This is a genomic window from Streptomyces sp. NPDC030222 (assembly GCF_055573115.1).
Window position 1 is genome coordinate 44,484 of the sequence record NZ_JBVICA010000021.1, and the last position, 12,940, is coordinate 57,423.

General features: G+C 73.0%; 12 protein-coding genes. 4 read left to right on the forward strand and 8 right to left on the reverse strand.

Annotated elements, in window-relative coordinates; all coding sequences use genetic code 11:
• Positions 1–165 precede the first annotated feature (165 nt).
• From ACZ4Z5_RS26290 to ACZ4Z5_RS26300, 3 genes are all read right to left on the reverse strand, one after another.
• Positions 166–831 (reverse strand): DUF5063 domain-containing protein, encoded by a 666-nt coding sequence (locus ACZ4Z5_RS26290; protein ID WP_468266868.1) that lies wholly within the window; start codon positions 829–831, stop codon positions 166–168.
• 64 nt (positions 832–895) lie between these two features.
• Complete coding sequence (gene recR, locus ACZ4Z5_RS26295; protein ID WP_468266870.1) at positions 896–1,495, reverse strand: recombination mediator RecR; 600 nt, start codon at positions 1,493–1,495, stop codon at positions 896–898.
• A gap of 80 nt (positions 1,496–1,575) precedes the next feature.
• The gene (locus ACZ4Z5_RS26300; protein ID WP_468266872.1) at positions 1,576–1,911 is read right to left on the reverse strand and encodes a YbaB/EbfC family nucleoid-associated protein; all 336 of its coding nucleotides are present in this window, start codon (positions 1,909–1,911) and stop codon (positions 1,576–1,578) included.
• 377 nt (positions 1,912–2,288) lie between these two features.
• On the opposite strand from ACZ4Z5_RS26300, the gene ACZ4Z5_RS26305 reads away from it, so the two are divergent.
• The gene (locus tag ACZ4Z5_RS26305) at positions 2,289–2,987 is read left to right on the forward strand and encodes an SLATT domain-containing protein (RefSeq protein ID WP_468267020.1); all 699 of its coding nucleotides are present in this window, start codon (positions 2,289–2,291) and stop codon (positions 2,985–2,987) included.
• On the opposite strand, the gene ACZ4Z5_RS26310 is transcribed toward ACZ4Z5_RS26305, so the two are convergent.
• From ACZ4Z5_RS26310 to ACZ4Z5_RS26330, 5 genes are all read right to left on the reverse strand, one after another.
• Positions 2,960–3,802, reverse strand: coding sequence for an alpha/beta fold hydrolase (locus ACZ4Z5_RS26310; RefSeq protein ID WP_468266874.1), 843 nt, complete (start codon positions 3,800–3,802; stop codon positions 2,960–2,962). The genes ACZ4Z5_RS26305 and ACZ4Z5_RS26310 overlap by 28 nt on opposite strands.
• A 121-nt stretch (positions 3,803–3,923) precedes the next feature.
• A complete protein-coding gene (locus tag ACZ4Z5_RS26315) occupies positions 3,924–4,574 on the reverse strand; it encodes a hypothetical protein (protein ID WP_468266876.1) in 651 nt (216 codons plus the stop codon).
• Positions 4,575–4,688: 114 nt separating this feature from the next.
• Positions 4,689–7,175 carry a dolichyl-phosphate beta-glucosyltransferase gene (locus tag ACZ4Z5_RS26320; protein WP_468267022.1) on the reverse strand — a complete coding sequence of 829 codons (2,487 nt, stop codon included), beginning with the start codon at positions 7,173–7,175 and terminating at the stop codon, positions 4,689–4,691.
• Between the two features lie 23 nt (positions 7,176–7,198).
• On the reverse strand, positions 7,199–7,903 hold the full coding sequence (locus tag ACZ4Z5_RS26325) for a GntR family transcriptional regulator (RefSeq protein ID WP_468266878.1): 705 nt from the start codon (positions 7,901–7,903) through the stop codon (positions 7,199–7,201).
• A 93-nt stretch (positions 7,904–7,996) separates the two neighbouring features.
• On the reverse strand, positions 7,997–9,352 hold the full coding sequence (locus ACZ4Z5_RS26330) for an aminotransferase class III-fold pyridoxal phosphate-dependent enzyme (RefSeq protein ID WP_468266880.1): 1,356 nt from the start codon (positions 9,350–9,352) through the stop codon (positions 7,997–7,999).
• Between the two features lie 187 nt (positions 9,353–9,539).
• Here ACZ4Z5_RS26330 and ACZ4Z5_RS26335 point away from each other — a divergent pair, with 187 nt between their 5' ends.
• From ACZ4Z5_RS26335 to ACZ4Z5_RS26345, 3 genes are all read left to right on the forward strand, one after another.
• Complete coding sequence (locus ACZ4Z5_RS26335; protein WP_468266882.1) at positions 9,540–10,157, forward strand: type 1 glutamine amidotransferase family protein; 618 nt, start codon at positions 9,540–9,542, stop codon at positions 10,155–10,157.
• Positions 10,154–10,666, forward strand: a complete 513-nt coding sequence (locus tag ACZ4Z5_RS26340) for a MarR family winged helix-turn-helix transcriptional regulator (RefSeq protein WP_468266884.1) — start codon at positions 10,154–10,156, stop codon at positions 10,664–10,666. Before ACZ4Z5_RS26335 ends, ACZ4Z5_RS26340 begins: the two co-directional genes overlap by 4 nt.
• Positions 10,667–10,768: 102 nt before the next feature.
• Entirely contained in the window at positions 10,769–12,886 is a 2,118-nt protein-coding gene (locus ACZ4Z5_RS26345; protein WP_468266886.1) for a serine/threonine-protein kinase, read from the forward strand.
• Positions 12,887–12,940 lie beyond the last annotated feature (54 nt).

Here is a 12,940-nt window from a genome sequence, read left to right on the forward strand (position 1 = left end):
AGCCCGCACAGCCGCGGTCGGCCCAGTTTAACGACCGGTTCGAACACGACCCAGGTGTACCGGATGATGAGATACACCTCTCACGTCCTGGCCTCGGGGCCCTGACGGGCCCGTCCGCTCCCTCGCAGCCCTGACGGCCCTGTCGGCCGTCCTCGACTCGCAGCCCTATCGGCCCGTCCGCAGCCCCAGCGGGCCGGCGATCTCCTGGGCCATCACCCGGCCCGCCTCCTCCGCGAGGGCGTCCTCGTCCGTCGGGGAGTCGGTGTCGAGGCCGTCCAGCTCCTGGAGCGGCTGGTCCAGACGGACGTGCGCGACCAGGGACTGGAGGGCACGGAGGGCCGCGGAAGCCGTGGCGCCCCAGTTGGAGAAGTACGAGAACTGCCACCACCACAGTGCCTCGGTGGTGCGGCCCGCGTGGTAGTGGGCCAGTCCGTGCCGGAGGTCGGCGATGACGTCCGCGAGGTCGTCGGAGATCCGGCAGGCGACGGGCGCCTTGCGCGGCTCGTACGGGTCGAACACCTCGGAGTAGACGTCCACCGGGTCGAGGATGCGGGCGAAGCGCTCGCGGAGCTCGTCCACGTCCGGCTCCGGACCGAGATCCGGTTCGTACCGCTCGTCGGGGAGGATGTCCTCGTGGGCGCCCAGCCGGCCGCCGGCCAGCAGCAGCTGGGAGACCTCCAGCAGCAGGAACGGGACGGCACTGTCCGGCTCGTCGCCCCTGGCCACCTCGGTGACGGCCAGGATGAAGGACTCGATCTGATCGGCGATCTGGACCGCGAAGTCGTCCGGCGCATGGCCGGGGAGCGCGGTGTTGAGCGTGGCGTCAGACATCGAGCAGGCCTCCCTCTACGCCGCCGCGGACCGGCGTGCGCGTGTTCCCTGGTCCGTTCCCTCGTCATACATCCAGCAGCCGCCTTCCCTCGAAGGCACGCCCCAGCGTGACCTCGTCGGCGTACTCCAGATCGCCTCCCACGGGAAGCCCACTGGCCAGCCGGGTCACCCTGAGTCCCATCGGCTTGATCATGCGCGCCAGATACGTGGCGGTCGCCTCGCCCTCGAGGTTGGGGTCGGTGGCGAGGATCAGTTCCGTGACGGCTCCGTCGGCGAGCCGGGCGAGGAGCTCGCGGATCCGCAGATCGTCCGGGCCGACGCCCTCGATGGGGCTGATGGCGCCGCCGAGCACGTGGTAACGGCCCCGGAACTCACGGGTCCGCTCGATCGCCACGACGTCCTTGGGTTCCTCGACGACGCAGATGACCGCCGGGTCGCGACGGGCGTCCCGGCAGATCGCGCACTGCTCCTGCTGCGCGACGTTGCCGCACACCGCGCAGAAGCGGACCTTGTCCTTCACTTCGAGCAGCGCGTGCGCCAGCCGCCGCACGTCGGTCGGTTCCGCCTGGAGGATGTGGAAGGCGATCCGCTGCGCGCTCTTGGGACCGACGCCGGGCAGCCTGCCCAGTTCGTCGATCAGGTCCTGAACCACGCCTTCGTACAACGGAACGCCTTTCCGGGATTGCTGTGCTCTTACCGTAGTTGGTGGGCGCGGGGCTCAAGAAGCCCCGCGGCCATGCCTCCTCAGAAGGGCAGGCCCGGCATCCCGCCGAGGCCCTGGGCGAGCGGGCCGAGCTTCTGCTGCTGGAGCGTCTGCGCGTTCTCGTTGGCGGCCTGGACCGCGGCGACGATCAGGTCGGCGAGGGTCTCGGTGTCCTCGGGGTCCACGGCCTTGGGGTCGATGACCAGGCCGCGCAGTTCGCCGGAGCCGGTGACCGTCGCCTTCACCAGGCCGCCGCCCGCCTGTCCGTCCACCTCGGCCTGTGCCAGCTCCTCCTGGGCGCGCGCCAGGTCCTGCTGCATCTTCTGGGCCTGCTGGAGCAGCTGCTGCATGTTGGGCTGGCCACCACCAGGGATCACGATTCACTCCGTGCGGGTCGACTGCGGTTTCCGGCGGTCCGGAACCCGCGACACGGGTCGGGGTGCGGGCCGCACTCCGAGCCTACGTGTTCCACCGTCGGCCCGCGTCGGCAACTCTTTCGAGTGAGTCCGGGCACATTCCTATATCCGATCGGACCCCACTTATGGGCGGAATTCCGGGGATCCCGCCACCGGGACCCTCCATTCGGCGGTAGGAAGGCCATGCGAGAACATACGCATCGGCGCACACGAGCGCACCGCCGGTCACGCCGCACGCCACAAGCGCAGGGTCACTCGGAACGTTACGCAACGTTACTTATATTACGCAGAGTCATGATGAGCAGCGCGGAGGGAGCGCCCGGGTGAGCCAGCCGGACATGGAGGAAGGCGGTGGCGCTCAGCCGTGCGATCTGACCGGGCGGCCGTTTCCGCTCGGCAACTGGGGTGAGCCGGCCGAGCGCCTGGACGAGCTCTACCGCTGGGTCGAGGCAGGAGCGCTGCGCACCGCCGACTGGTACCTCTCCGACCGCCAGTGGAAGCGGCGCGGCGCCCGCGCGCTGCGGGCCGGCACCGCGCTTGGGGCGACCGTCGGGGCGGCGCTCCCCGTACTGGATCTGACCGGGGCGGCGCAGGGGGCCGCGGGCTGGGGGTATCTGGCGCTCCTGCTGGGCGCGGCGTGCGTGGCCTGCGACCGCTGGTTCGGGCTGACCGCCGGGTGGATGCGGGACGTGGCCACGGCACAGGCGGTGCAGCGCCGGCTGCAGACGCTCCAGTTCGACTGGGCCGCGGAGAGCGTGCGGGAGGTGCTGGGCCCGACGGAGGGCACGGCGAGCGAGGCGGCCGAGCGCTGTCTGCTGATCCTGCGGAGGTTCTCGGAGGATGTCACGGAGCTGGTGCGGGCCGAGACCGCGGACTGGATGGTCGCGTTCCGGTCGGGTCCCGCGCCGCTGGTGATGCAGTCGGGCGGTACGAACGGCGCCCGCCCGGAACCGGTCGGCCACCCGGGCCGGCTTCCGCTGCCGCCGGTCACCCGTCCGAACATGCCCCGTCAGCGGCCGCCGGAGACGCCCCGCTGAACACCGCGGGGCAGCGTGGCGGCGAACGCGGCGACGTCCCGGACCACGCGGTCCGGGTGCTCCCAGTGGACGGCGTGGCCCGCGCCCTCGTAGACGACCAGCCGCGAGCCGGGGATCGCGTCGAGGATCACCTGCTGGTCGCTGCGCGGCAGCAGCGGATCGTGGTCGCCCCACACCACGAGGGTGGGTACGAGGATGCCGCCGAGGGTCGCCCGCAGGTCGCTCTCGACCAGGCCGCGCAGGGTCTCCCGCCACACACGGGCGGGGGCTTTCAGGCTCTCCTCGATGACCGTCTCCAGGAAGCCCCCGCCGATCGTGGCGGCGGCCGTGGACCTGCCGGGGAGCCGTTCGGCGAGGCCGCGGTCCACCGGGTCCTCCAGGGTCCGGACCTCCTCCCAGAGGGCGGTGACGGCCGGTTTGTCGGCCAGTGCGGCCGGTGTGCCGAGCAGCACCAGTCCCGCGACCCGGTCGGGGTAGGAGCCCGCGACGATCCGTGCAGGGACCCCGCCCGAGGAACCGCCGACGAGCAGGGCCCGCCCGATCCCCACGGTGTCCAGGAACGCGACGAGGTCGGCCGCGAAGTCCTCGGGCCGGTAGCCCTCGGCCGGTTTGTCCGCGTCGCCGTGTCCGCGCTGCGTCGGGGCGTATCCGTGCAGCGAGGAGGGGAAGCGCCGCAGCATCGGCTCGAACGTCCACCACGAGTCCCCGTACCCGTGCACCAGGACCACGGGGGTGCCGTCGGGGTAGCCGGCCTCGGCGTACGGGAGGGAGAGATCCTCGCGCAACACTGCGGAACGCACGGCGATGGTGGACATGGACGGCCCTCCTCACCCCCAACCGATCGTAACGAGGGGTGGGTGCGGCCGCCGCCGGAAAGCAGGCGGGGACCGGGCGAGGACACCGGGCAGAGACGCCAGGCGGAGCCCGGCGCGGACATCAGCTGAAGATGATCATCGAGCCCTGGGCGAGGCTGCGGGTCGCCGCAGAGTGCAGGCCGAGCCAGACGTGGCGTTCCCGCGCGAAGGGGCTGTCGTCCGGCGGGATGGGGCCGGCCGGCTCCTCGAGCGAGGTGGGGCGGGCCGGCGGGGCCGGGGCGGCCGGGGGGTTGGCCGGGTCGATGCCGACCGACGGGGCGACGAACTCCAGCTCGCGCAGCAGGCCCTGGGAGGAGCCGAGCGGACCGCCGCCGGCGAGGAGCTCCTCGTTGGCGAGGGGGGAGGCGAAGTCGACCGGCACGTAGGCGCCGGCGTGGTCGTAGTGCCAGACGAGGTGCGACTGCTGGGCGGTCGCCTCGAACATCTCCAGCAGCTGCTCGTAGTCGCCGCCCAGCTCGTCGACGGGGGTGACGGCCAGCCCGCAGAGCTGCAGCAGGTAGGCGCGGCGCAGGAAGTGCAGGGCGTCGTAGTCGAAGCCGGCGACGGGCGCGACGTCACCGGACAGGCCGGGCATGTACGCGAAGACCGGTACGGACGGCAGTCCGGCGGCGCCGAGCGCCTTGTCGTACGCCGCGATCTCCTCGGCGAAGGGATTGTCGGGGCTGTGGCACAGCACATCGACGAGGGGGACCAGCCACAGGTCACATGCCACGCAAGGCTCGCTCTCCACTGGTGGTGGTGTCGGGTTCCGGATCGGGTCGTGGGTGTCGTACGACGGTCGGGTCGGACAGCGTAGTGCCCCGGGCACGCTCCGCACAGATGCCGGTCACCGGCCGTGGCGCAGGTCCCAGATCCAGACGCCGCCGATCCACCGGCCCTCCCGGCCGAGCAGCCGCTTCACCGTCTCGCGCAGGGCGTGGTCGTTGTCCTGCGGAGCGAGGACGAGGACACCGGCCCGCCAGTACTCCAGGTCGGAGCGGGCCTGCCGCTGCCATTCGGGGCCGATGCCGGGGATCCGGCCGCTGTAGCGGACCTCCCGCAGCATGTTCGACGTGTGACGGGGTGAGGCTCCGTAGATCCCGATGCGGTCCGGGCCCCACGGGCCGTTGAAGTAGCCGCCGGGGACGGGGAAGCCGAGGCCGGTGGCCGACTGCCAGTGCAGCGCCTCGGCCGCGCCGGGATCTGGCAGCGGTACCGGGACGACCGTCTCGCCCTCCGCCACGTACGAGCGCCAGGTGCCGTCGGCGATGAACGCCGGGACGGACGGCCGGTCGTGCACGGGCATGGGGGTGGGCATGATCGGGATCAGTGCGGCGGCGACCGCCGTGAGCCCGGCGGTCCGGTGCGCGGCCACCGGGGCGGCGTGCAGCCGGTCGACGGCGAGGGCGACCAGGACGCCGAGCGCCGGGGCGCAGATCATCGCCACGCGACCCTCGATCACCGACTCGAACAGCGGCTGGTGGGCGAGCGCACGCCAGGGCCCGGGGAGCACCACGTCGGTGTACGGGATGCGGATCCGCTGCCCCATGGACAGCACGGCGGCGGCGAGCGCGGTGACCGCCACGGCCCGGACCAGCGGCAGCCGCCGCAGCCGCAGGGTGATCGCGAAGGCGAGGGCGATCAGCGGCCAGCCGTAGAAGGCGTTCTGCTCGGTGCGGTTGAGGGCGAGCGGGTCGGCGGTCCTCTCGTCGCCGAAGAGGGAGCGCCCGGAGAACTCCAGGAAGGCGAGCGGGCTGTTCCCGGCTCCTTCGCCGTGCAGCACGCTCGTGTAGCTCTGCGGCCCGGCGAACTGCCAGTACAGGGGGTAGGCGACCAGCGGCAGACAGACCGCGAGCGCGATGCCGAGGCCCTTCAGCAGGGGTGGTGCGGCGCTGCGGACGACCTCGCGGCGGGCCAGGGCGTAGCAGACGCAGAACAGCAGCATGCCGACGGCCGCGAGCAGCAGCACCTCTTCGCCGAGGAAGATCTGGTACGCGGCGAACAGTCCGAGCAGCACGCCGTCGCGGACGGTCCTTCGGCCGGTGCACAGACGCAGGGCGCGGTCCACGATCAGCGGGATCATGAACAGCACCGCGAAGTTCGGGTGGGCGTTGGCGTGCGAGATCATCGGCGGCCCGAACGCGCACAGGGCGGCGCCGAGTCCGGCGGCCCACGGCCGGGACGTGACCCACTTCCGCAGCAGCCGGTACCAGGCGACACCGGTCACGGCCAGGCCGAGCGTGAGGACCAGCGCCCAGGTGACGGTGGGTCCGAGGGCGAGCGTGACGGGGGTGAGCGGCACCGAGAGGCCGAGCATCGGTGTGTTCCCCATGAGGTTCACCCCGTCGGGGAACCCCTGGAGGGTGGTGAACAGCGGGTTCCGCAGGTGGGAGACGTTGTCGGCGGTGACGGCGAAGAACCACTCCCACTGGTTCTGGTCCTGCATCGAGTCCGAGAGGTAGCGGCGGTCGAGGCCCTTCCAGAGGCCGTTGTAGAGCATCACGGACGCGAGGAGGAACAGTCCGGCGACCGTGAGGTCGGCGGAGCGGAGGGCGCGTGTCCGCAGCCGGACGAGGTCGATCAGGACCCTGGCGTAGTCGGCGGGCCGGACCTTGGAGCCGTGCTGGTGTGCCCAGCGCACCGGGACCTCGCGGATCCGCCAGCCGGCCTGCCGGAAGTGGCGCAGCACCTCGACGTCGATGCCCCAGCCGTCGAGCCGTGCGTCGGCGAACGCGGCGCGGGCCTTGTCGCCGTCGAACAGTTTGAATCCGCACTGGGTGTCCCGGATCCCGGCGACTGCGACGGCCCTTATGAGTGCGTTGCCGAGGCGGCCGAGCCATTCGCGCGCTTTGCTCTGGTGGACCTCGATCGTGGCGCCGGGGTGCGCCCGGGAGCCGATGGCGGCGTCGGTGCCGTCCTCGTCGAGGGCGCGGGCGAGGTGGTCCAGTTCCTCGACGGGGGTGGCCAGGTCGGCGTCGGTGAGCAGGACGCGGCGGCCGCGGGAGGCGAGGACGCCGCGCCGCAGGGCGTGGCCCTTGCCGCGGTTGGTGTCGCCGTCCAGGACCCGGATGCGGGGGTCCGCGGCGGCGGCCCCGCGGGCGATGCCGCCGGTGCCGTCGTTGGAGCCGTCGTCGACGACGATCAGTTCCCAGCTGCCGGGCAGCCCGTGGAGGTGGGCGCGGACCGCGTCCAGGGTGGGGCCGAGCCGGTCCTCCTCGTCGTACGCGGGGATCACCACGGACAGGTCGACGGTGCCGGGGCCGGTCTCCGCGCCGGTGTCCAGGGTGGCGGCGGCGCCGGGCGTGCCGTCGGCCGTGGCCCGCGGCCGCGGCATGTGCGTGGTCGGGTCGGCGGCGGTCACTCCGCGTTCCCCGGTTCCGTGCGTTTCTCCAGGGCCTCCAGGCGGTCGGCCCAGGAGAGGGAGTGCGCGTTGTACGCGGCGAGGACCGCGTGCGCCTCGTCGGCGTCGCCGCTGCTCACCGCGTCCACGAGCTGTTCGTGCCCGCCCCACAGCCAGTCGCCGAGGTCGTCGCGTCTGCGCAGGTGCGGTACGGCGAACACCCAGCACTGCACCCGGAGCCGCTGGAGGAAGTCGGCGATGTAGCGGTTCCCGGCGAGGGCGCCGAGTTCGCGCCAGAACCTCAGGTCGTAGGCGATGAGGACGTCGAGTTCGCCGTTCCGGGCGGCCCGTGCGGCCTCCTCGGCACGGCGCCGGACCGAGACCAGGGGACGGTGGAACGAGCCGTCGAGGACGTTCTCGGTGAGGTGCCGGAAGATGCCGTCGGCGATCATCGTCCGGGCCTCGACCATGCCGCGGTAGTCGTCGACGGTGAACTCGTGGACGCGGAAGCCCCGGTGCTGGTCGGAGTCGAGGAGGCCCTGCGCGGCGAGGTCGACGAGGGCTTCGCGGACGGGCGTGGCGGACACCCCGTACTGCTCGGCGATCTGCTTGACGGTGAACTCCCGCCCGGGCGCCAGCCGTCCGGCGAGGATCTCGTCGCGCAGCGCGTCAGCGATCTGCTGTCGCAGGGTGCTGCGGGTCACAGCTCCGCTGGCGGGCATGGCGTGTCTCCTCACGTACGGCTCCGGCCACCTTAGGCGGTGGCCGGAGCGGTACGCGCCGTCCGGCGGCCGAGCTGTTACCCGCGAGTACCGCTAGGCGCAGCACCCGTCGGCGACCGATAGCGCCTCGTCCAGCGCGGCGAGCCCCTCCTTGGCCTGCGCCTCGGTGATGTTGCATGCGGGTACGACGTGCGTGCGGTTCATGTTCACGAAGGGCCACAGGCCGTTCTTCTTGCACGCGGCGGCGAAGGCGGCCATGGGGGCGTTGGCCTCGCCGGCGGGGTTGTAGGGCACCAGCGGTTCGCGGGTCCGGCGGTCCTTGACGAGTTCCAGCGCCCAGAAGACGCCGAGGCCACGGACCTCGCCGACGCTGGGGTGGCGCTCGGCGAGGGCGCGCAGGCCGGGGCCAATGACCGTCTCGCCGAGGCGGGCGGCCTGCTCGACGACGCCCTCCTCCTCCATGACGTCGATCGTGGCGACGGCCGCGGCACAGGCGAGGGGGTGCCCGGAGTAGGTGAGCCCGCCGGGGTAGGGGCGCTTGTCGAAGGTCGCGGCGATCTCGGCGGAGATGGCGACACCGCCGAGCGGCACGTATCCGGAGTTGACGCCCTTGGCGAAGGTCATCAGGTCGGGCACGACGTCGAAGTGCTCGGCGGCGAACCACTTGCCGGTGCGGCCGAAGCCGGACATGACCTCGTCGAGGACCAGGACGATGCCGTGGCGGTCGCAGATCTCCCGTACGCCGGGGAGGTAGCCGGGCGGCGGGACCATGATCCCGGCGGTGCCGGGGACGGTCTCCAGGACGATCGCGGCGATCGTCGCCGGGCCCTCGAAGGCGATGGTGTCCTCCAGGTGCCGGAGCGCGCGCTCGCACTCCTGCTCCTCGTTCTCCGCGTAGAACGGCGAGCGGTAGAGGAACGGCGCCCAGAAGTGGACGACGCCGGCCGAGGCGGTGTCGGAGGGCCAGCGGCGCGGGTCGCCGGTCAGGTTGATCGCGGTGGAGGTGGCGCCGTGGTACGAGCGGTACGCGGAGAGCACCTTGGTGCGGCCCGTGTGCAGCCGGGCCATCCGCACGGCGTTCTCGTTGGCCTCGGCTCCGCCGTTGGTGAAGAAGATCTTGTCGAGGTCGCCGGGGGTGCGCTCGGCTATCAGCCGGGCGGCCTCGGAGCGGGCGTCCACGGCGAACGCGGGCGCGAAGGTGGCGAGCCGGCCGGCCTGCTCCTGGATCGCGGCGACGACCTTCGGGTGCTGGTAGCCGATGTTCGTGAAGACGAGACCGCTGGTGAAGTCGAGGTAGCGGTTGCCGTCGTAGTCCCAGAAGTGGGCACCCTCGGCGCCGGCGACGGCGAGCGGGTCGATCAGGCCCTGCGCGGACCAGGAGTGGAACACGTGAGCGCGGTCGGCGGCCTTGACGGCGGCTCCCGCCTGCGGGTCGGCATGAGGGGTCATGCGGGTCAGGCTAGGTGTCCGCGGAGGGGCCGGGACATCGGCGTGGTGTCTGCCGTATTGGCCGGATCGCGACATTCTGTCGCCCGGACCCCAGGCGTCACATTGACAGCATGCTGTCTTCATGACAGTCTACTGACATAGGGATCGTCAGAGCCCTGCACGGAGCACATCCGCCCGAGGAGGCGTCATGAACCGCACGAGGACCGCCCACCTGGCCGTCTACGACACGTTCGCCGACTGGGAGACCGGTCACACCACCGCCCACCTCGCCCAGGCCGGATACACCGTGCGGACGGTCGGCCCCACCAAGGCCCCCGTCACCACGATGGGCGGCGTGCAGATCCAGCCCGACCTCGCCCTCGCCGACCTCCGCCCCGAGGACAGCGACCTGCTGATCCTCACCGGTGCGCAGTCCTGGGACGCGGGCGACGAGCTGGCCCCCTTCGCCCGCGCGGCCCGCACGTTCCTGGACGCCGGGGTGCCCGTCGCGGCGATCTGCGGGGCCACGGCCGGACTCGCCCGCGAGGGGCTGCTCGACGACCGCCCGCACACCAGCGCCGCGGCCGGATACCTCGCCGCGACCGGCTACCGCGGGGGCGCGTTCTACCGCGAGGCCGACGCCGTCACCGACGGCGACCTGATCACCGCCGGCCCGACCGAACCCGTGGCACTCGCCCGCGAGGTGTTCTCCCGGCTCGGCGTCTACGACGGCAAGGTGCTCGACGCCTGGTACCGGCTGTTCCACGACTCCGACGAGTCGGCGTTCGAGGTCCTCATGGCGGCGGAACACCAGGAGCAGCGGTGACCAGGATCGAACAGGACCTGCTCAGCAGGACGGCGCTCGGCATATTCCGGCTGAACGGCCAGTTCCTCGCCGCATCCGAGGAACTGGCCCGGCCCGCCGGACTCACCGCCGCCTGGTGGCAGGTCCTCGGCGCCGTCCTCGACGAGCCGCAGTCCGTCGCCGGCATCGCCCGGACGATGGGCATCACCCGGCAGAGCGTGCAGCGCGTCGCCGATCTGCTCGCCGCCCGGGGCCTCGCCGAGTACGTGCCGAATCCCGCGCACCGCCGCGCCAAGCTGCTGCGCCCCACCGAGGAGGGCCGCACCGCGATCGGCCGGATCGCCCCGGGGCACGCCGCGCTCGCCCGGCGGCTCACCGCCGAACTGGGCGAGGACGGACTCGCGGAGACCGTACGCGCGCTCGAACACCTCTCGAAGGTCATGGAAGCCCTCACCGCGCCGCCCGCCGGGACCGCGGAGGCCGCCGCGGGGCTCCCCGGCAAGCGGGCCACGGCTGTTACTGAACCGTAGAGCGTTCTCCCGGCCGGTCCGTCCGACCCGCGCACTATTCTCAGTGGGCACCTCCACATCGACCGGAGGGGCGCCGCAACGCACGGGGGAGGGCAGTCGGCCATGGACAGGCTGGAACCGGGTGATCCGCAGCACATCGGCGCGTACCGGCTCCTCGCCCGCCTCGGCGCGGGCGGCATGGGCCAGGTGTTCCTCGCCCGGTCCGGACGAGGACGCACGGTCGCCGTGAAACTGGTCCGTCAGGAACTCGCCGTGCAGGAGGAGTTCCGCAACCGCTTCCGCCAGGAAGTGCAGGCCGCCCGGCAGGTCGGCGGCGACTGGACCGCGCCGGTCCTCGACGCCGACACCGAGGCCGCCGTGCCCTGGGTCGCCACGGGCTATGTCGCCGGCCCGTCCCTGCAGTCCGTCGTCTCCGGCGGGCACGGCCCGCTGCCGGAGCGCTCCGTGCGCATCCTGGCCGCCGGACTCGCCCACGCCCTCGAGGACATCCACGCGGCCGGGCTGATCCACCGCGACCTGAAGCCGTCGAACGTCCTGGTCACCATCGACGGCCCGCGCGTCATCGACTTCGGCATCGCCCGTGCCCTGGAGACGGTCACCGACGGGGGCCTCACCCGGACCGGTGCGCTCGTCGGCTCCCCCGGCTTCATGGCCCCCGAACAGGTCCGCGGCAACCGCATCACCCCGGCCTGCGACATCTTCTGCCTCGGCTCGGTCCTCGCCTACGCGGCCACCGGCCGGCTGCCGTTCGGCTCCGCCGACAACGGGTCGCACGCCCTGATGTACCGGATAGCCGAGGAGGCCCCCGACCTCACCGGCATCCCGGAGAGCCTCCAGGACCTGATCCGCGACTGCCTCCGCAAGGACCCGGCCACCCGGCCGACGCCCGAGCAGATCCTGCGGCGCACCGGTGGCGGCAGGGAACCGGGCGAGCCGTGGCTGCCGGGTGCCCTGGTCGCCCAGCTCGGCTCGCACGCCGTCCGGCTGCTGGAGGTGGAGGACCCCACGGGATCGACACCGCTGCCGCCCGGCACGGCCCCGGCCCCGGTCTCGTCGGCTGCCCCGCCAGTCGGCCCGGCCGCTGCTCCGGGCCCCGTCTCCGCCCCGTCTTCGACGTCGGCCGGGACTCCCGGTGCCCCGGCCCCGGCCCCGGCTCCGGCTCCGACTCCGACTGTGGCGGCCCCGGACAGCGGCGCGGGCGCTGCGCCCGTGCACCTGGGCAAGCCCGGGCCCGCGAAACCCGCTCCTCCTTACCCCGGCGTCGTACCGGGCGGTCCCGGATCGGTGCACACGCTGCCGACGATGGGCGTCGGCCCGGCGGCCGCCGCCCACGTGCCGTCGCCCCCGCCTGGGCCGGCTCCGGCTCCGGCTCCGGCTCCGGCTCCGGCTCCGGCTCCGGCTCCGGGGCAGGCTCCCGGCACCCCGCCGTACGGTTCCCCGCCCGGATACGGCTACCCGCAGGGCGCGTACGGGTACGGCTACCCGCAGGCCGCGCCCGGCGGTTACGGTCACACACCCCCGGCCGGCCCGTCCGCCGCCTACGCGGCGACGCCCGCGTACGGGCCGACGCCGCCCTACGGGCCGACGCCGCAGTACGGCCCCACGCCGGCCCAGGCGCCCCAGCCGCCGCGGCGCAACGGCGCGGCCACCGTCGCACTCGTCGCGGTGGCCCTCGTCGTCGCGGTCGCCGCAGGAGGCTCGGTGTACGCCTTCCTGAACAACGGCAAGGGCGGGAACACCCCGACCGCCTCCGGTACCGACGACCCGAAGTCGTCCACCACCGGCGGCCCCACGCAGCAGGCTCAGACTCCGACGGCCCCGGCCGACACGCCTTCCCCCAGCCCGTCGCAGTCCCAGGACGGAGGCGTACCGCCCGAGTTCATCGGCACCTGGAACAGCTCCATCACCAACGACGACGGCTACAACTCCCGACGTCTCGTCATCACCCAGGGCGGAACCGGCCAGTACGTCCTCACCCTCACCGCGGACGGCCCGCTGGCCGGGGGCAGCACCTACCACTGCGTCTTCACGGCGCCGCTCGCCTCGACGGGCAGCCCCGGGAGCCCGCTGCGGGTCGGCCCGTCCCAGGTCACCGAGGGCCGGCCGAGGTCCTCCTGCACGCCGGGCGCCCCGACCACGCTCACCATCCAGCCCGACGGCACCCTGCGCCGCGTCAACAACTCGACGGGCGAGGCCCTGGAGTACACGAAGGGCGGCTGACGGGGAGCGGCCGCGACAAGGAGCGGCTGACGGGCTGTCGCGCCGCATTCGGCC

Bases quoted from the DNA above. Each gene is read 5' to 3' on its own strand.
- ACZ4Z5_RS26345 (WP_468266886.1), top strand. From the start codon at position 10,769: ATGGACAGGCTGGAACCGGGTGATCCGCAGCACATCGGCGCGTACCGG.
- ACZ4Z5_RS26290 (WP_468266868.1), bottom strand. From the start codon at position 831: ATGTCTGACGCCACGCTCAACACCGCGCTCCCCGGCCATGCGCCGGAC.
- ACZ4Z5_RS26325 (WP_468266878.1), bottom strand. From the start codon at position 7,903: ATGCCCGCCAGCGGAGCTGTGACCCGCAGCACCCTGCGACAGCAGATC.
- ACZ4Z5_RS26310 (WP_468266874.1), bottom strand. From the start codon at position 3,802: ATGTCCACCATCGCCGTGCGTTCCGCAGTGTTGCGCGAGGATCTCTCC.
- ACZ4Z5_RS26330 (WP_468266880.1), bottom strand. From the start codon at position 9,352: ATGACCCCTCATGCCGACCCGCAGGCGGGAGCCGCCGTCAAGGCCGCC.
- ACZ4Z5_RS26335 (WP_468266882.1), top strand. From the start codon at position 9,540: ATGAACCGCACGAGGACCGCCCACCTGGCCGTCTACGACACGTTCGCC.
- ACZ4Z5_RS26320 (WP_468267022.1), bottom strand. From the start codon at position 7,175: ATGCCGCGGCCGCGGGCCACGGCCGACGGCACGCCCGGCGCCGCCGCC.
- ACZ4Z5_RS26305 (WP_468267020.1), top strand. From the start codon at position 2,289: ATGGAGGAAGGCGGTGGCGCTCAGCCGTGCGATCTGACCGGGCGGCCG.